General features: G+C 70.3%; 19 protein-coding genes. 9 read left to right on the plus strand and 10 right to left on the minus strand.

Annotated features, from left to right (window positions below; translation table 11 throughout):
* Positions 1–2: 2 nt before the first annotated feature.
* From ACF1B9_RS26140 to ACF1B9_RS26150, 3 genes are all read right to left on the minus strand, one after another.
* Entirely contained in the window at positions 3–302 is a 300-nt protein-coding gene (locus tag ACF1B9_RS26140; RefSeq protein WP_391742803.1) for a hypothetical protein, read from the minus strand.
* Between the two features lie 195 nt (positions 303–497).
* Positions 498–638, minus strand: coding sequence for a hypothetical protein (locus ACF1B9_RS26145; protein WP_391742801.1), 141 nt, complete (start codon positions 636–638; stop codon positions 498–500).
* A 133-nt stretch (positions 639–771) separates the two neighbouring features.
* Positions 772–1887, minus strand: coding sequence for a YeiH family protein (locus ACF1B9_RS26150; protein WP_391742799.1), 1116 nt, complete (start codon positions 1885–1887; stop codon positions 772–774).
* Between the two features lie 85 nt (positions 1888–1972).
* Here ACF1B9_RS26150 and ACF1B9_RS26155 point away from each other — a divergent pair, with 85 nt between their 5' ends.
* Entirely contained in the window at positions 1973–2902 is a 930-nt protein-coding gene (locus ACF1B9_RS26155) for a LysR substrate-binding domain-containing protein (RefSeq protein WP_391742797.1), read from the plus strand.
* A 370-nt stretch (positions 2903–3272) separates the two neighbouring features.
* Here the strand turns inward: ACF1B9_RS26155 and gltX are convergent, their stop codons facing one another.
* The 3 genes from gltX to ACF1B9_RS26170 form a co-directional block, all read right to left on the minus strand.
* A complete protein-coding gene (gene gltX / locus ACF1B9_RS26160) occupies positions 3273–4787 on the minus strand; it encodes a glutamate--tRNA ligase (protein ID WP_391742796.1) in 1515 nt (504 codons plus the stop codon).
* Positions 4780–5556, minus strand: a complete 777-nt coding sequence (locus ACF1B9_RS26165; protein WP_391742795.1) for a fumarylacetoacetate hydrolase family protein — start codon at positions 5554–5556, stop codon at positions 4780–4782. The genes gltX and ACF1B9_RS26165 overlap by 8 nt, the downstream gene beginning before the upstream one ends.
* A gap of 158 nt (positions 5557–5714) precedes the next feature.
* A complete protein-coding gene (locus ACF1B9_RS26170) occupies positions 5715–5909 on the minus strand; it encodes a hypothetical protein (protein WP_391742794.1) in 195 nt (64 codons plus the stop codon).
* Positions 5910–6491: 582 nt separating this feature from the next.
* On the opposite strand from ACF1B9_RS26170, the gene ACF1B9_RS26175 reads away from it, so the two are divergent.
* From ACF1B9_RS26175 to ACF1B9_RS26210, 8 genes are all read left to right on the plus strand, one after another.
* Positions 6492–10238, plus strand: coding sequence for a nitrate- and nitrite sensing domain-containing protein (locus ACF1B9_RS26175; RefSeq protein ID WP_391742792.1), 3747 nt, complete (start codon positions 6492–6494; stop codon positions 10236–10238).
* Positions 10239–10661: a roadblock/LC7 domain-containing protein gene (locus ACF1B9_RS26180; RefSeq protein WP_003966009.1), complete on the plus strand. Its 423-nt coding sequence runs from the start codon at positions 10239–10241 to the stop codon at positions 10659–10661.
* A 133-nt stretch (positions 10662–10794) separates the two neighbouring features.
* A complete protein-coding gene (locus ACF1B9_RS26185) occupies positions 10795–11202 on the plus strand; it encodes a DUF742 domain-containing protein (protein WP_037689955.1) in 408 nt (135 codons plus the stop codon).
* Positions 11183–11764: an ATP/GTP-binding protein gene (locus tag ACF1B9_RS26190; RefSeq protein WP_072487286.1), complete on the plus strand. Its 582-nt coding sequence runs from the start codon at positions 11183–11185 to the stop codon at positions 11762–11764. Before ACF1B9_RS26185 ends, ACF1B9_RS26190 begins: the two co-directional genes overlap by 20 nt.
* A gap of 347 nt (positions 11765–12111) precedes the next feature.
* Entirely contained in the window at positions 12112–15297 is a 3186-nt protein-coding gene (locus tag ACF1B9_RS26195; protein WP_391742790.1) for a nitrate- and nitrite sensing domain-containing protein, read from the plus strand.
* A gap of 10 nt (positions 15298–15307) precedes the next feature.
* Positions 15308–15721 (plus strand): roadblock/LC7 domain-containing protein, encoded by a 414-nt coding sequence (locus ACF1B9_RS26200; RefSeq protein WP_006127847.1) that lies wholly within the window; start codon positions 15308–15310, stop codon positions 15719–15721.
* Between the two features lie 89 nt (positions 15722–15810).
* Positions 15811–16422, plus strand: a complete 612-nt coding sequence (locus tag ACF1B9_RS26205) for a DUF742 domain-containing protein (protein WP_391742789.1) — start codon at positions 15811–15813, stop codon at positions 16420–16422.
* Positions 16403–16984: an ATP/GTP-binding protein gene (locus tag ACF1B9_RS26210; RefSeq protein ID WP_014048542.1), complete on the plus strand. Its 582-nt coding sequence runs from the start codon at positions 16403–16405 to the stop codon at positions 16982–16984. Before ACF1B9_RS26205 ends, ACF1B9_RS26210 begins: the two co-directional genes overlap by 20 nt.
* Positions 16985–17068: 84 nt before the next feature.
* On the opposite strand, the gene ACF1B9_RS26215 is transcribed toward ACF1B9_RS26210, so the two are convergent.
* From ACF1B9_RS26215 to ACF1B9_RS26230, 4 genes are all read right to left on the minus strand, one after another.
* The gene (locus ACF1B9_RS26215) at positions 17069–17272 is read right to left on the minus strand and encodes an acyl-CoA carboxylase subunit epsilon (RefSeq protein WP_351087362.1); all 204 of its coding nucleotides are present in this window, start codon (positions 17270–17272) and stop codon (positions 17069–17071) included.
* Between the two features lie 66 nt (positions 17273–17338).
* Positions 17339–18922, minus strand: a complete 1584-nt coding sequence (locus ACF1B9_RS26220; RefSeq protein WP_391742787.1) for an acyl-CoA carboxylase subunit beta — start codon at positions 18920–18922, stop codon at positions 17339–17341.
* Positions 18923–19075: 153 nt separating this feature from the next.
* Positions 19076–19327 (minus strand): hypothetical protein, encoded by a 252-nt coding sequence (locus ACF1B9_RS26225; protein ID WP_391742785.1) that lies wholly within the window; start codon positions 19325–19327, stop codon positions 19076–19078.
* Between the two features lie 150 nt (positions 19328–19477).
* On the minus strand, positions 19478–21823 hold the full coding sequence (locus tag ACF1B9_RS26230) for a polysaccharide lyase 8 family protein (RefSeq protein WP_391742784.1): 2346 nt from the start codon (positions 21821–21823) through the stop codon (positions 19478–19480).
* Between the last annotated feature and the right edge of the window lie 179 nt (positions 21824–22002).

A 22002-nucleotide genomic window follows, 5' to 3' on the forward strand; every position in this document is an offset into this window, starting at 1 on the left:
GCTCACCAGCCCTTGAAGCAGTCGCCGACGTCCGCGTCGTTGATGCTGTGACCGTCGGCCACCAGTCGCAGGCCGTTCGCGTGTTCCGCGAGGCGATCCTTGAGGGTCGTCAAGGCGTCGCCCCAGCCCGTGCTGACGGCCTCGATACGGCCTCTTTCGTCCCACGCGCGGAATGCGGAAGCTGCCGCAGCGGTGTCATCGATCGCCTTCCGCAAAGGCCCTTGCAAATCCGATACGAGATTGTTCGCGGCACCCGCCGAAGCGTATAACTCGGCTGCGGAAACGTTGAGATCGTCTTTCATCTACCCTCCGTGCTGATACAGCGGACCCCCTCCGGGCAATGTCTACCGATGTTAGTCGCAGCATGAGTTCCCGCAAGCGAACATCAACAAGCGACCGGATGTCACTCCTGAGCGCGGCCGAAACCGCACCCTCCGGCCGGAACGCGAGAGGGGGCGGCAGCTCGCTGGCTACCCCCGTACAAGCAGTCCACACGCTCAGGGCTTGTTGATGTCGATCGCCCACACGCCCGTACCGATATACGCCTCGGGGGCCGCGGTCAGCAGCACGCTCTCCGCCCCTCCCGACACCGCCGCGTACACCGCGTGAGCATGGCGCCAGTCGACAGCCGCCGACACGACCTTCTCCACTCACGCTGACCGGGCTCGTCCGTCCCGATCACCGTGACCCCGGACCCCGCGTTTCCTGCTTGTCCACAACACTCCCGCACGGCAGCCACGCGTGACGGTGCTGGGACCCGGTGCGGCTCGCTCAGGTGGTGAGCAGGACGCCCGCGTAACTCACCGACGCGATAACCACCCAGGAGGCGAGGCCGAGCATGGCCGTTCTGGCTCCGGAGCGGGCGAGAGACGGCAGATGTACGGCGCTGCCGAGACCGAACAGTGCCGCGGCCAGCAGAAGTTCCTGCGCGGTGTCGGCGGCACCGAGCACTCCGGCGGGCAGCAGACCCGTGCTGCGCAGGGCCGTCATCGCCAGGAAGCCGATCACGAACAGCGGTATCAGGGGCGGTCGGCGGGTGCCCACCGTCTGCCGGCCGCCGGCCGGTTCGTGAGCCCGCCGCCGGTAGGCCACAGCGACCACGGCGACCAGCGGTGCGAGCATCGCCACCCGGATCAGCTTGACCATCACGGCCTCGCCGAGCGCGGTCGGTCCGGCCGTCTGGGCGGTGGCCACGACCTGGCCGACGTCGTGGACGCCGGCGCCCGCCCAGCGGCCGAACTGAACAGCGTCCAGGCCCAGCGGATGGTGCAGCAGCGGCAGCACCGCGATGGCGAGGGTCCCGCACAGGGTGACCAGGGCGACCGAGGTCGCCACGTCGGCCGCGAGCTGTTCGTCGTCGTCCTCCTTGCCGAGCGCACTGCTGACCGCGCCGATGGCCGAGGCGCCGCAGATCGAGTAGCCGGTGGCTATCAGCAGCGGCTGGTCGCCGGGCAGTCCCAGCTTCCGGCCCAGCCACCAGGTCCCGAAGAAGGTCACGAGGACCACGCCGAGGACCATGGTCACCGTCGCCCAGCCGAGCCCGAGGACATCGCCGATGCTGAGTTTCAGCCCGAGCAGCACGATGCCGGCGCGCATCAGCCGCTTGCCCGCCGTCGAGAGCCCTGCACGGCCCCGGCCGCGTACGAACGGATGCACCCCGGGAAGATGCGCCGCGACGACCCCGAGCACGACGGCGGCGGTCAGCATCGGCACGGCGGGCAGCAGGGCGTGCACCCCCTCGGCCAGCCCGAGCCCGACGACGGCGAGCGCGAGGCCGGGAGCGTTGCGGCGCACCGGGCCCGGTGCGGACGCGCTGCCTCCGCGTGACGGCTTCGCCGACTGTCGCCCAGGGGATGGTGACTGGGGGTGTTCCGTGTCCAGAGTCATGATCATCAGCGTGTGGGGGATCCACGCCGCCCGGTAGACACGAATCGGAGCCCAGGTCATAGGGTTGCCCTATGAATGGTTTCCTATGAGCGAGCGCGGCGAGAACCCGGGCAGCGGGCAGCGCCCGCTGCCCGACCTGCAGTCATTGCAGCTGCTTGTCAGCGTGGCGGAGACCGGCAGCCTGGGCAGGGCGGCGACGCGGCTGCTCATCAGCCAGCCGTCGGCCAGCGCACGGATGCGCACGCTGGAGCGCCGTCTCGGGCTGCAGCTCCTGGACCGATCCACCGCGGGATCCCGGCTCACCCCGGCCGGAGCGGTGGTGACCGACTGGGCGCGGGCGGTGCTCGAACAGGCCGCAGCGCTGGTCGAAGGGGCCGCCGCGCTGCGGTCGCGGCAGGACAGCCGACTGCATGTCGCCGCCAGTCTCACCATCGCGGAAGAGCTGATGCCCGGCTGGCTCGTCACCTTGCGGGACAGCGCCCCCGACGCCCACGTCGGGCTGACCGTGACCAACAGCTGGGGCGTGGTCGAGGCACTACGCCGCGGGGGCTGCGATCTGGGTTTTATCGAGGGCCCGCAGGTCCCCGACGATCTGCACCGCTCAGCGGTGGGGCGTGACCGGCTCGCGGTCGTGGTGCCCCCCGACCACCCCTGGACCCGCCGTCGCAGCGCCCTGACTGGACGTGAGCTGGCCGACACCCCGCTGCTGCTGCGCGAGGCGGGCTCCGGTACCCGGGAGACGCTGGAGCGGGCGCTGCGTCCGTACGACGGAATCGCCGTCCCGGTCCTTGAACTCGGTTCCACCGCCCCCCTGCGCAGCGCGGCGGCCCGAGGTCTGGCCCCCGCGGTGCTCTCCGCGCTCGCCGTGCGCGAGGACGTGGCATCAGGCCGCCTGGTAGAGGTCGAGGTCAGCCCCGCTGTCCGGCTGGACCGCGTCCTGCACGCGGTCTGGCCCAAGGGCCGCGAACTACCGGAGCCGGCCCTTCATCTGCTCCGGGTGGCCAAGCACCGGTAGTGCGCAGGCAGACCGGTAGTACGCGGGCAGAGGCGGGGTCCGGTCCGTGGAACGAAGACGCAACCGAATACCGACGTACGCCCCCCGGCCTCGTACGCGGCCTTCTGATCGGCGCTCAGGTCGCGGCGTCTGAAGAAGCTCCAGTTCCGCCACCAGGATCCGAGCGGGAAGTGGCGCGGCGGCATCGTGGTCTCGGACCGGCGCACCGCGCAGTCCTCCGGCCTGATGTCCGGCGACGGGAAGCGTGTGGGAGCCGGGGCCGTCATCCCCGGGCAGCAGGCCGGCCCGCGCAGGGTGCCGCAGGCGCCGTGAACGGCCGGAGGCCGGGGTTTCTCCGTCGGAGCCCCGGCCTCCGGCGTACGGACGGCCGCTACGCAGCTGCCAGCTTCGCCAGCGCCGCGTCGATGCGGGCGATCGTCTTCTCCCGGCCCAGGATCTCCAGGGACTCGAAGAGCGGCAGGCCGATCGTGCGGCCGGTGACCGCGACGCGGACCGGGGCCTGGGCCTTGCCGAGCTTCAGGCCGTGCTCCTCGCCGGCGGTGAGGATGGCGTTCTTCAGGGCGTCCGCGTTCCACTCGGCGGCGGCCAGATTGGCGCGGGCCGTGATGAGCAGGGCGTCGGAGCCCTCCTTCATCGCCTTGGTCCAGGACGCCTCGTCCGTCGCCGGCTCGTCGAGGAAGAGGAAGTCGACGTTGGCGGTGATGTCCGAGAGGACCGTGACACGCGTCTGGGCGTACGGGGCGATCGCCGCGAACCGGTCCGCGTCGAAGGACTCCGGGGCCCACGGTGCGAACGGGGCCTTCAGCCAGGGGCCGCACGCCTCGGTGAACGTCTTCACATCCAGCTTGCGGATGTGCTCGGCGTTGATGTGCTCGCACTTCTTCAGGTCGAAGCGCGCCGGGTTGGCGTTGACGTCCTTGATGTCGAACGCGGCAACCATCTCCTCGACGGAGAAGATGTCGCGGTCCTCGGCGATGGACCAGCCGAGCAGGGAGAGGTAGTTGAGCAGGCCCTCGGGCAGGAAGCCGCGCTCGCGGTAGAGGTTGAGCGAGGCCTGCGGGTCGCGCTTGGAGAGCTTCTTGTTGCCCTCGCCCATGACGTACGGCAGGTGACCGAAGGCGGGGGTGCCCTTGGCGATACCCAGCTCGATGAGCGCCTTGTAGAGGGCGAGCTGACGCGGGGTGGAGGAGAGCAGGTCCTCGCCGCGCAGGACGTGGGTGATCTCCATCAGCGCGTCGTCGACCGGGTTGACCAGCGTGTAGAGCGGGGCGCCGTTGGCACGGACGATGCCGTAGTCCGGCACGTTCTCCGGCTGGAAGGTCAGCTCGCCGCGGACCAGGTCGGTGAAGGTGAGCGCCTCGTCGGGCATCCGGAAGCGGACGATGGAGGTGCGGCCCTCGGCCTCGTACGCGGCGATCTGCTCGGCGCTCAGCTCGCGGCAGTGGCCGTCGTAGCCGGACGGCCTGCCGGCGGCGCGGGCGGCGTCGCGGCGGGTGTCGAGCTCCTCGGTGGTGCAGTAGCAGTGGTAGGCGTACCCGCCCGTCAGCAGCTTCTCGGCGACATCCTTGTAGATGTCCATGCGCTGCGACTGGCGGTACGGGGTGTGCGGGCCGCCGACCTCGGGGCCCTCGTCCCAGTCGAAGCCGAGCCAGCGCATCGAGTCGAGCAGCTGGTTGTACGACTCCTCGGAGTCGCGGGCCGCGTCCGTGTCCTCGATGCGGAAGACCAGGGTGCCGCCGTGGTGGCGGGCGAAGGCCCAGTTGAAGAGGGCGGTGCGGACCAGGCCCACATGGGGGTTGCCGGTCGGGGAGGGACAGAAACGTACGCGGGGGGGTACCCCCTGGCCGAGCGGAGCCGAGAGCTTGGGGGAGGGTGCGTTAACCACGCTTGATCACCTTGTTGGTGAGAGTGCCGATGCCTTCGATGGTGACGGCGACCTCGTCGCCGACATGGAGGGGTCCGACCCCTGCGGGAGTGCCGGTGAGGATCACATCGCCCGGGAGCAGCGTCATGGCTTCCGTGATGTGGACGACCAGATCCTCGATCGAGTGGATCATGTCGCTCGTACGGCCCAGTTGGCGTTGCTCGCCGTTGACCGTGGCCTGAATGGTCAGGTCGCCGGGGTCGAGGTCGGTCTCCACCCAGGGGCCGAGCGGGCACGACGTGTCGAAGCCTTTGGCCCTGGCCCACTGCTTCTCGCGCTTCTGGGCATCGCGGGCGGTGACGTCATTGGCGCAGGTGTAGCCGAAGATGACGTCCTTCACGCGCTCACGCGGCACTTCACGGCACATCCGGCCGATGACCACGGCCAGTTCGGCCTCGTAGTGGAGCTCGTTGGAGAAGGAGGGGTACTCGATGGCGTCGCCGGAGCCGATCACCGAGGTGGTGGGCTTGAAGAAGGCGACGGGGACGTCCGGTACCTCGTTGCCGAGTTCCGCGGCGTGCTCCGCGTAGTTGCGGCCGATGGCCACCACCTTGTTGGGAAGCACGGGCGGCAGGAGGCGGACCTTGCTCAGCGGGACCTTGGTGCCGGAGAGTTCGAACTCGGCGTACGGAATGCCCTTGATGATGTCGAGGACGAGACCATCGGGCCCGTCGCCCTCGACAGCGCCGAAGGCGACATTGCCGTCGATGGAGAACCTGGCGATGCGCACGGGTTGCTGTCGCCCCTCACTTGCTGGCTGGCTGAAGACTGACGCTCCAGGCTAACGCCTCGCTCTGCGGGATTTGCCCGAAAGGAACGCCGTCCGGCGCGTGCGCCCACAAGGTGCCCGCCGACCTTCGAGGGCGGGCGGGACGCCGCCCGCACTCCTCACTCCGCGGCTGCGGCCGCGGCGGGGACCGGGGCTTCCATGAGGATGGTGCGGCGGGGGTTGGCCGTCTGGGTGGGCAGGTCGATCGCGTGTTCCGGAGCTTCCGGCGTCAGCAGCTCGTCGGCGTCCTTGAGGTGCGCCAGCGTGGTGCGCCGGGGGTTGGCAATGTTGCGGAACATCATCGTCGTCTTCATCTGCCGTTCGGACCCTGTCGGTTTCGGGCGCCGCCCGGAGGGGCGCCGGTTGTCGGATTTGCCATCCCTGTAAAGCGCCAGGCTAAACATCCGATTCCCTTCGGAAGCCCGGATGAGACGGCGATCATCATGTGAGTTTGCTCACGAATGCATCGACAATTGCCTCATTTCAGGCACCCGATCCCCCCAGAAGAAACGGACATTGCGTCACTGAATCAGCTATTCCGCTCCTGATCATGTCGACTGGGACACCCTTCACCCTTCGCCGATTGACACCGATTGATCCAATTTGCCCGTGAACGCGATCCACGGCTTGTTACTCAGTCATCACAACGCGTCACCCAGGTCATGGCCCGGCGCGGGGCCCTTGTTGGAGATCCGGCACTGTGCTGGAATTCCACGCACCGCCGCCGGGTTTCAGGCCGGCGCGCAGGGGGCGCAACGCAGCGCCGAGTGACGGCGGGAAGGGGAAGAGCGCCGGTCACTCACGACCACCATGGGGCGGATACGAGGCCCCACGACGCCGACACCGTCCCACCCGTCTCGCACGGAGGGACGCCTGGTCCAGAGGTTGCGACGCTAGTGCAGGGACGTTTCAAGAGGGATGGCAGCGCTGCGGCGGAGCAGGAGCCGCACGGCGGGACCGACCGCGGCTCCTCGGCCCCGCACGCCCAGAACCCCGGACCGGCCGCGGCCGGTGACAGCGGCGACCGCGACCGGCGCCCCGGTGCCACGGCGAGCAGCGGCACCGATCCGATCTCGTCGCTCAAGCCCCGGGGCACCGTCAGCACGGGCTCGCGCATGGCTCTTCGCAACTGGCGCATCAGCACGCGTCTGGTCTCCCTGCTCGCCCTTCCCGTGGTCGCCGCGACCACGCTGGGCGGCCTGCGGATCAACGACTCGATGAACGACATGCAGCAGCTGGACCACATGCAGCTGCTGACCAAGATGACCAAGCAGGCGACCACGCTCGCCCAGGCGCTCCAGGAGGAGCGCGACCGCTCGGCCGGTCCGCTGTCCAACGGCGTGAAGGCCGACGACTTCAAGGTCACCGAGCCCCGCAAGAAGACCGACCGGGCGAAGACGGCCTTCCTGGACGCGACGAACTCGATCGGCGACCCCTCCGGCGACGAGGCCCTTGAGGGCATCTATGCGAGCGTCCAGCAGATCGCCAGCCAGCTGACCGGGATCCGCGAGATCCGCAAGACGGCGTACGCGCACGGCACCCCGAGCCTCCAGACCGTCGACCAGTACAGCCAGCTGATCACCTCGCTGCTGAGCCTCTCCCAGGACATGGCGCAGGCGACCAGCAACTCGGAGATGATCAAGCGGACCCGGGCCCTGGCGGCCTTCTCCTCCGCCAAGGAGTACGCCTCGGTCCAGCGGGCGATCATCGCCGCGGCGCTGCCCGGCGGCAACGACAAGCAGCCGCACCTCAGCGACAACGACCAGCAGTTCGGCCGCGCCGCGCTGCGCAAGGAGAACACGGCTCGCCGCTCCTTCGCCGCGGTCTACGAGGCCACCGGCAACAACGCCGAAGAGCTGACCGCCACGCTGGACGACGGCAACCCGGAGATCAAGGCCGCCAACACCTACGCGAAGAAGGTGCTGGACAGTCCCTCGGGCATGACGGGCACGGCGCGGCGCTCGTACATGGACTGGTACGACCAGAGCTCCACCAAGATCCAGGCGATGAAGACCATCGAGGAGACCCTCCTCAGCGACATGGAGGGCAAGGCCCGCGAGCTCCGCGACGAGTCGAAGCGCGAAGCGATCATCAGCGGTGCGCTCATCCTGCTGGTGCTGGGCGTCTCGCTGGTCGGCGCCTTCGTCGTCGCCAGGTCGATGATCCGCTCGCTGCGCCGGCTGCAGGACACTGCTACGCGCGTCGCCCAGGACCGGCTGCCGGAGCTCGTCAAGCAGCTCTCCGAGGCCGACCCGCAGGACGTCGACACCTCGGTCGAGTCCGTCGGTGTGCACTCCCGGGACGAGATCGGCCAGGTGGCCGCGGCCTTCGACGACGTGCACCGCGAGGCCGTCCGTCTCGCCGCCGAACAGGCCCTCCTCCGGGGCAACGTCAACGCGATGTTCACCAACCTCTCGCGCCGCAGCCAGGGCCTCATCCAGCGTCAGCTCTCGCTCATCTCCGAACTGGAGTCGCGCGAGGCCGATCCGGACCAGCTGTCCTCGCTCTTCAAGCTCGACCACCTCGCGACCCGTATGCGCCGTAACGGCGAGAACCTCCTCGTCCTCGCGGGCGAGGAGCCGGGCCGCCGGTGGACCCGCCCCGTGCCGCTGGTCGACGTGCTCCGTGCCGCCGCCTCCGAGGTGGAGCAGTACGAGCGCATCGAGCTGGCCGCGGTGCCCGCCACCGAGGTCGCCGGCCGGGTCGTCAACGACCTCGTACACCTGCTCGCCGAGCTGCTGGAGAACGCCACGTCGTTCTCCTCGCCCCAGACGAAGGTCCGGGTCACCGGTCATGCCCTGCCCGACGGGCGGGTGCTCGTCGAGATCCACGACACCGGTATCGGTCTCTCCCCCGAGGACCTCGCGGCGATCAACGAGCGGCTCGCCTCGCCGCCCACCGTGGACGTCTCGGTCTCCCGCCGCATGGGTCTGTTCGTGGTCGGCCGGCTGTCCCTGCGTCACGGCATCCGCATCCAGCTGCGGCCCTCCGACTCCGGCGGTACGACCGCGCTGGTCATGCTGCCGGTCGACGTCGCGCACGGCGGCAAGCAGCCGCCCGCCAAGCAGGCACCGGGTCAGCAGTCCTCCGCCCCCGGTGGTCTGCTCGGTGGTGGCAGCGGTACGGCCCCGGGCAACGCCCGTCCGGGCCTCGGCGGCGCCCCGTCGGCCCCGGCCGGCCGGCTCGCCGCGGGGTCGGGCCCCGCGCGTGGTCAGGTCGGCACGGGATCGGGTCCGCGCGCCGCGCTGCCCTCGCGCGACGGCGGTCCCCGCCAGTCGCAGAACCAGCCCGGACAGCCGGGGCAGCCCGGTCAGCAGACCCCCGGCTTCCCGCCCTCCGGGCCGGCCGGCACCGGTGCGCAGGACTTCGGGCGCCAGGACACGCAGGGTCAGGGCGGCGGCCTCGCCGGTGCGTTCGGCAACGGTGCCAGGCTCGGTGCTCGCGGCCAGGGCGACGGAACGGGACGTACGGACTCGGGTCGGCCGGACCTGTTCAGCCCGGGACGCAACCGCCAGGACCGCAACGACCAGCAGGACCGGTCCAACGGCCCCGCCCCGTGGCAGCCGCAGCAGGACCGGCAGAACCAGCCCGGTCAGGGCGGCTTCCAGCGGCCCGGCGGTCCGGCCGAGCCCGGCCGCCGGCTGCCCCCGGTCGGTGGTCCGCGTGCGGAGCTGCCCGGTGGCAACCCCGTGCCGCAGCGACCGCAGACCACCAGTTGGGGTGCCGAGGACCCGTCCGCGTCGCGGCACGCCCCGCTGGACGCCCCGCGCGGTCACGAGGAGCCCGAGACCACCGGTCGCTTCCAGCGGCCGATGAGCCCGCCGCTCACTCCGCGGCCGCCCGTGGACGACCGGCAGGGACCCGGTTCCACCGCCGAGTTCGCCCGTCCCGACTTCTCGGCTCCGGCACCACAGGCCCAGTTCCCGCAGGACGGACCGGCGCAGGACCCGGCGAGCACCGCGCAGTTCTCCCGCCCCGACTTCGGACAGCCGCAGCCCGCCCAGGCGCGGGACCAGGCGCTGCCCGCTCCGCGACAGCTCGGCCGGGACAACGGGGACTTCGATGCCCCGCGTCCGCCCGCCGTTCCCGACGGTGACGCGCAGTACCGTCCGGTTCTGCCGCCGCAGCCGCAGCCCGAGGCGCTGCCGCCCGCGGCCGGTCCCGGGGACGGTCGTACGCCGCTGTACGACACCCTGGAGACGAACTGGTTCCACGGCCCGCAGCAGGGTGGCCAGCAGCCGCCCGCGGCCGAGCCGCAGTCGCCCGCCTTCCCGCAGCAGCCGGCCCAGGAGCGTCCCGCTCCCGACGGGGCGCGCCGCGGCGGAGGCGACCCGGGCGGCACCACAAGCACCTGGCGCGCCTCGCCGAACGACGAACTCGTACGGCAGGCGGAGCGGGTCAAGAAGCCCGCGGCAGGCGGAGTCACCACTTCCGGACTGCCTCGCCGGGTACCGCGCGCCAATCTGGTACCGGGTACCGCGCAGCAGCAGAACCACCAGTCCGGTCCTCAGGTGTCGCGTGCGCCCGACGATGTGCGCGGGCGGTTGACCAATCTCCGCCGGGGCATCCAGCAGGGGCGGCAGGCCAATGGCCAGTCGACCGGCAGTTTTCCACTCGGCCCCACTCACCAACAGGAGCGTTAGTTGAGCCCGATGAGTCAGGCCGCGCAGAATCTGAACTGGTTGATCACCAACTTCGTGGACAACACCCCCGGGGTGTCGCACACGGTGGTGGTCTCCGCCGACGGACTCCTGCTGGCCATGTCCGAAGGTTTTCCGCGCGACCGCGCCGACCAGCTGGCCGCCGTCGCCTCCGGCCTGACCTCGCTGACCGCGGGCGCCTCGCGGATCTTCGAGGGCGGCGCGGTCAGCCAGACCGTGGTGGAGATGGAACGCGGGTTCCTCTTCCTGATGTCCATCTCCGACGGATCCTCGCTGGCCGTTCTCGCCCACCCGGACGCCGACATCGGTCTGGTCGGGTACGAGATGGCCCTCCTGGTCGACCGCGCGGGCACCGTCCTCACCCCGGACCTCCGTGCCGAGCTCCAAGGCAGCCTGCTCCATTAGGCGGCCATGGATCGATGACAGACTCGATTGACCCAGGCAACGCCCTCATCCCTCGCCCGACAGGCCGTTCAGAGCCCCCACCGGCTCCTTCCGACGGCAAGCAGACAACCTGCCGTCACGCCCGGAGGATTCAATGACCCCGCCACCCGCCTCACCCGATCCGTACGGCGCACTGCACCACGCGTCGTACGACGGTGAAGGCGACCAGCCGCTGGTCCGCCCGTATGCCATGACCGGCGGCCGGACCCGGCCCCGCTACCAGCTCGCCATAGAGGCGCTGGTCTCCACCACGGCCGACCCCGCGCATCTGGCGACGCTGCTCCCCGAGCACCAGCGGATCTGCCACCTCTGCCGTGAGGTCAAGTCAGTGGCCGAGGTCTCGGCGCTGCTGTCGATGCCGCTCGGCGTGGCCCGGATTCTTGTCGCGGACCTGGCGGAAGCCGGCATGGTGGCCATTCACCAGCCGGGCAATGGAGAGGCCGGCGGCGCGCCGGATGTGACACTGCTCGAAAGGGTGCTCAGTGGACTTCGCAAGCTCTAGCGGCGGTGCGGCCCGGGCCACCACCTCGGCGAAGATCGTGGTGGCAGGGGGCTTCGGCGTGGGTAAGACCACGTTCGTCGGTGCCGTTTCGGAGATCAACCCGTTGCGTACGGAAGCCGTGATGACGTCCGCGTCCGCGGGCATCGACGACCTGACGCACACCGGCGGCAAGACCACCACGACGGTGGCGATGGACTTCGGCCGCATCACCCTGGACCAGGACCTGATCCTGTACCTCTTCGGTACGCCCGGACAGGACCGCTTCTGGTTCATGTGGGACGACCTGGTCCGCGGCGCCATCGGCGCCGTCGTCCTCGTCGACACCCGCCGCCTCGCCGACTGCTTCCCCGCGGTCGACTACTTCGAGAACAGCGGACTCCCCTTCGTCATCGCCCTCAACGGCTTCGACGGACACCAGCCCTACACCCCCGACGAAGTCCGCGAAGCCCTCCAGATCGGACCCGACACTCCGATCATCACGACGGACGCGCGGCACCGGGCGGACGCCAAGAGCGGCCTCATCACGCTCGTGGAGCACGCGCTGATGGCGCGGCTGAAGTAGCCACAAGTCTGTATTGACATACGGCAGTTACCGTATTCAAACGGGGGTGGACTGTGTCCTTTGACACGATCCGCCCCCGTGTTCATAACGTTTCGACAGAGAATTGTCCCGCGTTCAACACCCGATGCGTTCGATCGGTGCCACTGCGCTCACATGAGCCCCGCCTTTTGACGGGGCTCGCTCTTTATGCCCGTTTTATCTGAGGCTTGGACCACTCGGAATGGCTGGTTCCGACTGTTTGGAACGCGGCCGGTCCACGTGCTGGAATTCGACGAACTCCCGAGTAGTACGGCCCTGAACGAAACACGGCACAACGTAGGTGCCGACGCCGAGAGGTTGTTGGTCGAGTGAGGCGAAACAACGAGGGCTCCGCGGCGCGGCTGGAGCGGGGCAACTTCACCCCGCCGCCGCGCGCCGCGGGGTCGCCTGCCGATGCGCCCGGCGAGGTGGCGTCCGTCGGCAGCGCCAGCCGGCTGGCGCCGCGCAACTGGCGCGTACCCACTCGCCTGAACGCGATCCTCCTGATCCCCGTGCTGGTCGGCCTGGTCATGGGCGGCTTCCAGGTGAAGGGGTCGATCGACACCTGGGGAGAGGCGCAGGACGCCGAGAAGACCGCGCTGATCGTACGCGCGGCCTCCGAGTACGGACAGGCCCTCCTCAACGAGCGCGACCTCTCCGCTCAGCCCATCCTCTCGAACAAGCGCGACGCCGCCGTCGTCGACCGGGTCCGGGCCACCACCGACGCCGCCGCGGAGAAGTTCGACACGGCCGTGAAGGACCTGCCCGAGAAGCAGGGTCTGGAGCGGCGGCTCCGGCTGTTCCGGCTGGAGGAGCCCAAACTCCCCGAGCTGCGCAAGGCCGCATTCGCCGAGGGCATGGACCCCGTGAAGACGGAAGAGGGCTACGTCCAGGTGCAGCACTCCCTGATGGAGTTCTGCAACGAGCTCGGTCTGGGCACCGGCAACATCACCAGTTACGGCCGTACGGTCTACGCGATCGAGCTCGCGAAGGCTGCAGAATCGCTTCAGCGCTCCATCGGCATGCATCTGCTGGTGCGTCCGAGCCGGCAGAGCGCCAAGTTCGACGCCCAGGTCAAGGCCTTCGGCTCGTACAACTACCTGGAGCAGATCGCACTCGGCGAGTTCATCTCCGGTGGCACGGACGCCGACGCGGCCCGGCTGAAGGAGGTCCTGACCGCCAAGGCGGCCGAGGGGTCGAAGAAGCTGAAGGAGGCCAAGGAGCAGGCCGACGCAGCGGGCGTCCTGTTCGTCGAGCCGCCCAGTGTCGACGGCTCGGTCTTCGACGGCATGGCCCAGCAGATCGGGCAGGGGCAGTCCCCCGAGAAGCTGGCCGCGAAGGGCATCACCCCCGAGACCTGGATGGCGGCCGCCACCGCCAAGTTCGACGGCTACACCACGGTCGAGAACGAGCTGGTCGACAAGGCGGTGACCGACGCCGCGAACATCTCCTCCGGTGCCAAGAAGGACGCCGTCGTCAACGCCGCCGTCGTGATCGTCGCGTTGCTGGCCGCCTTTGTCCTGGCCGGGCTGATGGCCCGGCAGATGAGCCGCTCGATGCGCCGGCTGCGCACCGCCGCCTTCCAGATAGCCGAGCAGCGCCTGCCGATGCTGGTCGACCAGCTGTCCCGGACCGATCCGGGACGGGTCGACACCCGCGTCCAGCCGCTCCCGATCACCAGCCGGGACGAGATCGGCGAGGTCGCCCGTGCCTTCGACCAGGTGCACCGCGAGGCGGTCCGGCTGGCGGCCGAGCAGGCCATGCTGCGGGGCAACGTCAACGCGATCTTCACCAACCTGTCGCGCCGCAACCAGTCGCTGATCGAGGGCCAGCTGACCCTCATCACCGACCTGGAGAACAACGAGGCCGACCCGGACCAGCTGGACAGCCTCTTCAAGCTCGACCACCTGGCCACCCGGATGCGCCGCAACGGCGAGAACCTCCTCGTCCTCGCGGGCGAGGAGCCGGGCCGCCGCTGGAACCAGCCGGTCCCGCTGGTCGACGTGCTCCGCGCCGCCGCCTCCGAGGTGGAGTCGTACGAGCGCATCGAGCTCTCCGGGGTACCGGAGACCGAGATCCACGGCCAGTCCGTCACCGACCTCGTGCATCTGCTGGCCGAGTTGCTGGAGAACGCCACCACGTTCTCCTCGCCGCAGACCAAGGTGCGGGTCACGGCGACCCGGCTGCCCGACCACCGCGTGATGATCGAGATCCACGACAAGGGCATCGGTCTCACCGCGGAGGACTTCGCCGACATCAACCACAAGCTGGCCAACCCGCCGACCGTGGACGCCGCGGTCTCGCAGCGGATGGGTCTGTTCGTGGTCGGCCGCCTCTCCGACCGGCACGGCATCCGGGTCCAGCTGCGCCCCTCGGGCGAGCAGGCCGGAACCACCTCGCTGGTCATGCTGCCGGACGCCATCACCCACGGTGGCGGTGGCGAACCGGCCTCCGCGCAGGACGACTTCACCGTCTCCTCGATCATTCCGCAGCAGCAGACCTTCGAACAGCCGGCGCCCCAGCCCAGCATGCGCACGGCGGCAGAGCTGGGCTTCGACGACTCGCGCTACGAGCAGCGGTCGGTGGACGCCGCGCAGCTGGACCCGGTGGGGCGCTCGCTGGTCCGTGAGGAGCGCCGGGCGGCGCTGGAGGCCCAGACGGCCGGCGAGCGCCCGCAGTTCCCGCAGGGCCCGTACGCCGGGAACCAGGCCGCCGACGGTCCGTACGCCGGGGCCGGATACGCCCAGGAGCCGGGGCAGGGCCCGGGGCAGCAGCCGTACGGGCAGGCGCCGTACGGGGGCGGCTACGACGCCTACCGCGGTGACGAGGGCTTCGCCGAGCCGGCCGGCCACGCCCCGCAGGGTGGCTATGCGGAGGCGGCATACGGCGTCCGCGAGACCGCGCAGCCGTTGCACGAGGAGCAGTTCGCTTCCCAGTCCCACCAGGACGAGTGGCCGAATCAGGACACCTACCAGGGTGTGTACGAGCCCTCGGCACAGGTCGAAGCGGAATCTGTCCCGAGCGCCCCCGCCGAGCCGCAGGAGCGCGTAGGCTTCGACCGTCCGGGACCCACCCCGAACTCCGGCCACGAGCTGACCGAAGCCGGTCTGCCGCGTCGGGGCGGTCAGCAGCACTGGCAGCCCACCGGCCGTGGCAACAACCGGCCCGTCGCCGCGCAGCAGCCGCAGCAGGAGGAACTGCCGCAGCAGCAGTCGCCCGCGCAGCAGGACGGAAACGGCTCCGACGACTGGCGCTCGACGAACGACGAGCGCTGGGAGCGGGCCGAGAAGCTCCGGGAGCCGAAGGCGGGCGGGATCACCCCGTCCGGGCTTCCCCGGCGGGTGCCCAAGGCCAATCTGGTCGAGGGTACGGCGGAGCAGACCCTGCAGGACGGCCCTCAGGTCTCCCGCGCCCCCGAGGACGTCCGCGGCAGGTTGAGCAACCTGCGACGGGGCGTGCTGCGGGGACGTAACGCGGGTTCGGACGCAAGTAATACCTACAACCAGGAGCGTTAGTGTGAGCCCGATGAGCCAGGCGGCGCAGAATCTCAACTGGTTGATCACCAACTTCGTGGACAACACCCCCGGGGTGTCGCACACGGTGGTGGTCTCCGCCGACGGACTCCTGCTGGCCATGTCCGAAGGATTTCCGCGCGACCGCGCCGACCAGCTGGCCGCCGTCGCCTCCGGCCTGACCTCGCTGACCGCGGGCGCCTCGCGGATCTTCGAGGGCGGCGCCGTCAATCAGACGGTTGTGGAGATGGAACGCGGATTCCTCTTCATCATGTCCATCTCCGACGGATCCTCGCTGGCCGTTCTCGCCCACCCGGACGCCGATATCGGTCTGGTCGGGTACGAAATGGCCCTTCTCGTCGACCGCGCGGGCAGCGTCCTCACCCCGGACCTCCGTGCCGAACTTCAGGGAAGTCTTCTTAACTAGTAGACAGACAGTGCGTTTCACGCCACCGCGCCATAAGGTGCGGTGGCGCGGACCTACTGGAATCGGGACCGGCAGGCGGAGGAGGAATCGTGACAACACCCCCAGGCGGACACCGGTACGACGGTGACCGGAACGTAACGGGTGAGCACGGGGACAACCGTTTCAACTTCCCCTCCGCACCCAGCGGACAGGGCGCCCAGCAGCCGTACCAGTCCTATCAGCAGCCGCAGCAGCAGCCGGGCTTCCCCCAGGGCCCCGGATGGCCTCCGCAGCGGCCGCACCACTACGACTCGCCCCCGGCGCCCCGCATTCAGCCCGTGCAGCCGCGGCAGGCCCCCGAGCCGACCGCTCCGGCCGCGCACAATCCGCTGGTCCGTCCGTACGCCATGACCGGCGGCCGGACCCGACCGCGCTACCAACTCGCCATTGAGGCGTTGGTCAGTACCACGGCCGATCCGTCCCGGTTGCAAGGGCAGTTGCCCGAGCACCAGCGGATCTGCCAGCTGTGCTTCGAGATCAAGTCGGTCGCCGAGATTTCGGCACTGCTCTCGATCCCGCTCGGCGTTGCCCGAATCCTCGTAGCCGACCTGGCAGAGGCCGGACTCGTCGCTATCCATCAGCCCGGCGGCGACGAGTCCGCCGGCGGCCAGCCAGATGTGACACTGCTCGAAAGGGTGCTCAGTGGACTTCGCAAGCTCTAGCGGCGGAGCAGCCCGCTCCACTACCTCCGCGAAGATCGTGGTGGCAGGGGGCTTCGGCGTGGGTAAGACCACGTTCGTCGGTGCCGTTTCGGAGATCAATCCGCTGCGCACCGAAGCCGTGATGACGTCCGCGTCCGCGGGCATCGACGACCTGACGCACACCGGGGACAAGACCACCACGACGGTGGCGATGGACTTCGGCCGCATCACCCTGGACCAGGACCTGATCCTGTACCTCTTCGGTACGCCCGGACAGGACCGCTTCTGGTTCATGTGGGACGACCTGGTCCGCGGCGCCATCGGCGCCGTCGTCCTCGTCGACACCCGCCGCCTCGCCGACTGCTTCCCCGCGGTCGACTACTTCGAGAACAGCGGACTCCCCTTCGTCATCGCCCTCAACGGCTTCGACGGACACCAGCCCTACACCCCCGACGAAGTCCGCGAAGCCCTCCAGATCGGACCCGACACCCCGATTCTGACCACGGACGCGCGGCACCGGGCGGACGCCAAGAGCGCGCTGATCACGCTCGTGGAGCACGCGCTGATGGCGCGGCTGCGGTAGGGCCCGGCGGACATGCGGAAGGCCCCGCGCTCCTTCGGAGTGCGGGGCCTTTCGGTTGCGCTGCGTCCTGGGGCCGGAGCGGGCTCAGCCCTGCCAGGAGTGCGGGGCGCGGAAGCCCGGGGTGCGCTCCAGGCGGCGCCATCCGGCGGTGCTGCGACCGCGGTGGGCGGGGGGTGCGGCGGGCTTGGCAGCGGCGCGGGCGAGCAGGACCGCGGTTATCGCGGCCAGCTCCTCGGGGTCGGCAAGACCCTTCTCGACGCGCAGCACGGACTCACTGGCAGTGCTCATGGGTGGTCTCTCCGTCTTCTCGGCAGGTCTTCGCGGGCTCGGCAGGGTTGCTGCGGGGGCGGCGGACTACTGCGGCGGGTTGCCGTGCTTGCGGGACGGCAGGTCGGCGTGCTTGGAGCGGAGCATGGCGAGCGAGGCGATCAGCACCTCGCGCGTCTCGGCGGGGTCGATGACGTCGTCGACCAGGCCGCGCTCGGCGGCGTAGTACGGGTGCATCAGTTCGGCCTTGTACTCCTTGACCATGCGCGTCCGCATGGCTTCCGGGTCCTCGGCGTCGGCGATCTGCCGACGGAAGATGACGTTGGCAGCACCTTCGGCGCCCATCACCGCGATCTCGTTGGTCGGCCAGGCGTAGGTCAGGTCGGCACCGATGGACTGGCTGTCCATCACGATGTACGCACCGCCGTACGCCTTGCGCAGGATCAGCGAGATCCTCGGCACGGTGGCGTTGCAGTAGGCGTAGAGCAGCTTCGCACCGTGCCTGATGATTCCACCGTGCTCCTGATCGACCCCGGGCAGAAAGCCGGGTACGTCCAAAAGAGTGACGATCGGGATGTTGAATGCATCACACATCTGGACGAAGCGGGCGGCCTTCTCGGAGGCCTCGATGTCCAGGACGCCGGCGAGGGTCTGCGGCTGGTTGGCGACGATGCCGACGACCTGGCCGTCCAGCCGGGCCAGGGCACAGACGATGTTGCGGGCCCAGCGCTCGTGGATCTCCAGGTAGTCGCCGTCGTCGACGAGCTCCTCGATGACCTTGTGCATGTCGTAGGGGCGGTTGCCGTCGGCCGGCACCAGGTCCAGCAGGACGTCGCCGCGCCGGTCGGCCGGGTCGTCGCTCGCCACGGTGGGCGGGTTCTCCCGGTTGTTGGAGGGAAGCATCCCGATCAGGTAGCGGACCTCGGCGATGCAGGTCTCCTCGTCGTCGTACGCGAAGTGCGCGACGCCCGAGGTCTCGGCGTGCACATCGGCGCCGCCGAGGCCGTTCTGGGTGATCTCCTCGCCGGTGACCGCCTTCACGACGTCCGGTCCGGTGATGAACATCTGGGAGGTCTCACGGACCATGAACACGAAGTCGGTGAGCGCCGGGGAGTAGGCCGCGCCGCCCGCGCACGGGCCGAGCATCACGCTGATCTGCGGGATGACGCCGGAGGCCCGGGTGTTGCGCTGGAAGATCCCGCCGTATCCGGCGAGCGCGGACACGCCCTCCTGGATACGGGCGCCCGCGCCGTCGTTCAGCGAGACCAGCGGGGCACCGGCCGAGATGGCCATGTCCATGATCTTGTGGATCTTGGTGGCGTGGGCCTCGCCCAGGGCGCCGCCGAAGATCCGGAAGTCGTGCGCGTAGACGAAGACCGTACGGCCGTCGACCGTGCCCCAGCCGGTGATGACACCATCGGTGTGCGGCTTCTTCGCCTCCAGGCCGAAGCCGGTCGCCCGGTGCCGGCGGAGCTGCTCGACCTCCTTGAACGAACCCGGGTCGAGAAGCAGCTCGATGCGCTCACGCGCCGTCAGCTTGCCCTTGGCGTGCTGCGCCTCGGTCGCGCGGTCACTCGGTCCGCGGCGGGCCTGCTCGCGCAGGGCCAGCAGTTCGGCCACACGGCCACGGGTGTCACTCGGCTCGCCCGGGGTTTCGTCCACAACGGTCATGTACCGACCCTACGAAGCCCGGCAAGCAAATCCTGCCGTCGACTCCGTACAGTCTCCTGACCCGTTTCCTGGTGGAGCCGGACAGAATGATGGCGACATGCACGCGAAGTACCAGCCTCTGCGGGTCCGTCTTTGTCCGGGTCCGACAAAGGCTCAGTGTGGTCTGCTGCACACTCCTGTCAGCCTCGGGGTGTCGGCCGGTTGGGCGTCCTGGACCTTCCGGATGCCTTCGAGCCGGTCCCGCACCGGGTCGCCGGGGTGAGCGACGGTCAGCAGCACCGCCTCGCAGAAGGCGTCCCGGACAGCGGCCGGCATGACGTCGGAGGCGTCCGGGCAGAGCGGCATCCGCTGATCGGTGAGCCTGCTGTTGATCCGCCTCTCGACCGCCCCGTCCTTGGCGTGCACGGCGCAATCCGGCGAGAATACCCCGGCCCGTGCGGCCCCATTTCTCCTGGGCCCCGCGGGAGGCGAGCCGCTTGAGCAGGTCGCGGGCCTGTGCGGACCGGCCGAACAGGGCACCGCTCCCAGCCCCCGGACACTCCGGTCGCCCGGTGTCTACCGGACGTCACACCGCAGGGTGCCTCCCTCGGCCCCCGGGCGGACCCTCAGCACCAGCCGCCGGCCGGTGGCGCGCACCTCGATACCCGGGTCCGCCGTGACGACCTCGTGCACCGGCCGGTCCCAGACCACGTCCACCGGCGCACCGGTACGGTCCGGCCCGCTGACGCACACCGTGGTGGTGCGCCGCCCCTCCCGCACGAGCACGCTCGCCGCGGCCGTGACGCAGAGCGGACCGGCCGCGCCCGGCTGCCAGAAGTTGGCGGCGGTCAGCCCCAGCGAGGGGACGGCGACCGCCTGCGCGGCGGCGGTGTTGGCGTGCACCGTCAGCCACTTCCGGTCGGCCGCGCGGGCGGTGACGGCGCGCCGGGAGGCACCGGGCATCAGCAGGTAGACGTAGTCGGCGTCGACGGGGTCGGTGCCGTGGTCGAGCCAGAGCGTCTGGTAGCGGCGGGTGCGGCGCTCGGTGGAGCTGGTGGTGTTGATGTCGGACCAGGCTCCGGTGCGGTCCTCGCGCAGGGTGCGCAGCTCGGCGCCGCCGGGCAGGACCCAGCCGCCGTGGCCCTCCAGATGGGCCCAGCGGGGAGTGGTGGAGGCGTCCGCGGTGAGCCGTTGCGTGCCGCCCTCGCCGAGCATGCGGTTGTCGACGATCGTCTCGACGGGGACCTGGTCGGTGGCGGTGATGCCGGCGCCGAGGCAGATGACCGTATCGGCGGCGCAGAACCACGACTTGCGGGCCTCCAGGGTCGAGCCGAGGCCCTTGAGATGCTGGCCCACCGCGCCGAATTCGCCGTCCGTGGCACCGCCGACCCAGGTCACCGCGGGCTTGGGCGCGCCCCATTCGCCGCCCGCCCGGTCGGCGAGCCGCTTGGTGGACACGGTCGTTCCGGGCAGCCGGTAGAAGTCGACGGTCGGCCAGAACCAGTCGGTGTACTGGTCGTTCTCGTTCTCGCCCGGCCACCAGTAGAGCATTCCGGCGCCGGTGTGCCAGCCGCGCGGATTCTCGCCGTTGCCGCACTCGTAGTGCGAGATCCGCTCCGAGGCCATGGAGATGCCCGCGGCCCAGTGCGGGCGCCGGTGCACGGCGCGGGCCATGCCGGCGAAGAGGTGGTGGCCCACCCGTTCGGGCGCGGCCGGTACGGCGGTGGCCTGGACGGCGTGCAGCCGGGCCAGGTCCGCGATGCCGAACTGGCGGGCCGTGAGGACGGGGCTGGTCCGGTCGCGGGCGATCCAGCCCTTGATCAGCCCGTGCCACCGGTCACGCTCGGCGGCCGATGCGCCCGCGGCGAGGAGCGCGATCCCGGCGATGATCCCCTGCCCGTGGAAGTGGTCGCCGCGCATCACCCGAAGTTCGTCGCTCTTCAGGAGTCCGCGGCTGATGGCACGGCCGTTGACGCTGTCCATGACCAGGCCGTTGTAGATCAGCGGCGCGTACGCCCGCTCGACGCTGTCGAGGACGACCTGCCGGGCCGGGTCGATGACGGCCCAGCTCGATCCGGCGAGCAGCGCGAACAGGCGGCCGAGGCCGTCGAGCATGACCTGGCCGTAGGTGCCCGAGTAGGCGATGGTGGTGTGCTGGATGAACGATCCGTCCGCGTACAGGCCGTCTCCCCCGGTGACGTACGGGAAGACGGGTGACAGCGCGTCCCGGGCCAGTGCGATCTTGACGGGGGCCCTGCCGAGGACGCCGCGCAGGGCGACGGAGCGGCACAGGTCGACGCGGTTGGCGCCGGTGGAGGTGCCGCTGTAGTCGTGGAGCACGGAGTCGGGGATGAAGTGGTCGACGGCGGCGCAGGCGGCCTCGACGCGGGCCGTGCCGAGCTGCTCGTACAGGACGGACGTGATGTCCATGAGGATGCGCGGGCTGCCGATCTGCCACTCCCACCAGTTGCCGTAGGGCGTGACGGAGGCGTGGTAGGCGGTCTGCGCCAGGTGGTCGTAGCCGCGGACGATGTCGGCGAGGAGGTCGGCGTCGCCGGTCGATCCGGTGCCGGGCTGGGCGTACGCCTGGGTCATCGTCCACAGGCGGCCGTAGCTCTGGGTGATGCCGGACGGCGGGTCGTACGGGATGCCGGGCCACAGCGAGCCGGTGGCCGGGCTCATCGTCGTCCGGAATCCCCGGGCGAGCGTGCCGGTCTCGGTGAGGCGGGAGGCGAAGGGTTCGGCGGCCGCGTCGTAGCCCGAGCCGAGCGCGATGTCGGCCCAGCGTCGGCGCAGGACGTCGAACTCGTCGGCCTCGGCGGCGGTGGCGGCCGTCCCGGATCCGGGCAGGGAGAGCGCCACGGCGGTGGCGGCCGAGAGGGTGAGCAGGGTACGGCGCGGCCATACGGGCTGGTTCGGCATGTGCGGCTCCAGGTCGTCGGAGGGTACGCCATCGCAGCGGGATGCGGGGTGGGGGGGGGCCGGGGGCCCCCCCCCCCCCCCCCCCCCTCGAAAAAAACCCCAAGGAAAAGGGGGGGGCCCCCCGCCCCCGGGGGGGTGGGGGTGGGGGCCCCCCCCGCGCCCCCCCCGCGAGAGACGGA

The organism is Streptomyces sp. NPDC014727 (genome assembly GCF_043083485.1).
GTDB lineage: Bacteria > Actinomycetota > Actinomycetes > Streptomycetales > Streptomycetaceae > Streptomyces.

Coding starts and splice junctions, on each gene's coding strand:
- ACF1B9_RS26140 (WP_391742803.1), bottom strand. CDS start 302: ATGAAAGACGATCTCAACGTTTCCGCAGCCGAGTTATACGCTTCGGCG.
- ACF1B9_RS26220 (WP_391742787.1), bottom strand. CDS start 18,922: ATGACCGTTGTGGACGAAACCCCGGGCGAGCCGAGTGACACCCGTGGC.
- ACF1B9_RS26185 (WP_037689955.1), top strand. CDS start 10,795: ATGACCCCGCCACCCGCCTCACCCGATCCGTACGGCGCACTGCACCAC.
- ACF1B9_RS26170 (WP_391742794.1), bottom strand. CDS start 5,909: ATGAAGACGACGATGATGTTCCGCAACATTGCCAACCCCCGGCGCACC.
- ACF1B9_RS26200 (WP_006127847.1), top strand. CDS start 15,308: ATGAGCCAGGCGGCGCAGAATCTCAACTGGTTGATCACCAACTTCGTG.
- ACF1B9_RS26155 (WP_391742797.1), top strand. CDS start 1,973: ATGAGCGAGCGCGGCGAGAACCCGGGCAGCGGGCAGCGCCCGCTGCCC.
- ACF1B9_RS26230 (WP_391742784.1), bottom strand. CDS start 21,823: ATGCCGAACCAGCCCGTATGGCCGCGCCGTACCCTGCTCACCCTCTCG.
- ACF1B9_RS26215 (WP_351087362.1), bottom strand. CDS start 17,272: ATGAGCACTGCCAGTGAGTCCGTGCTGCGCGTCGAGAAGGGTCTTGCC.
- ACF1B9_RS26150 (WP_391742799.1), bottom strand. CDS start 1,887: ATGACTCTGGACACGGAACACCCCCAGTCACCATCCCCTGGGCGACAG.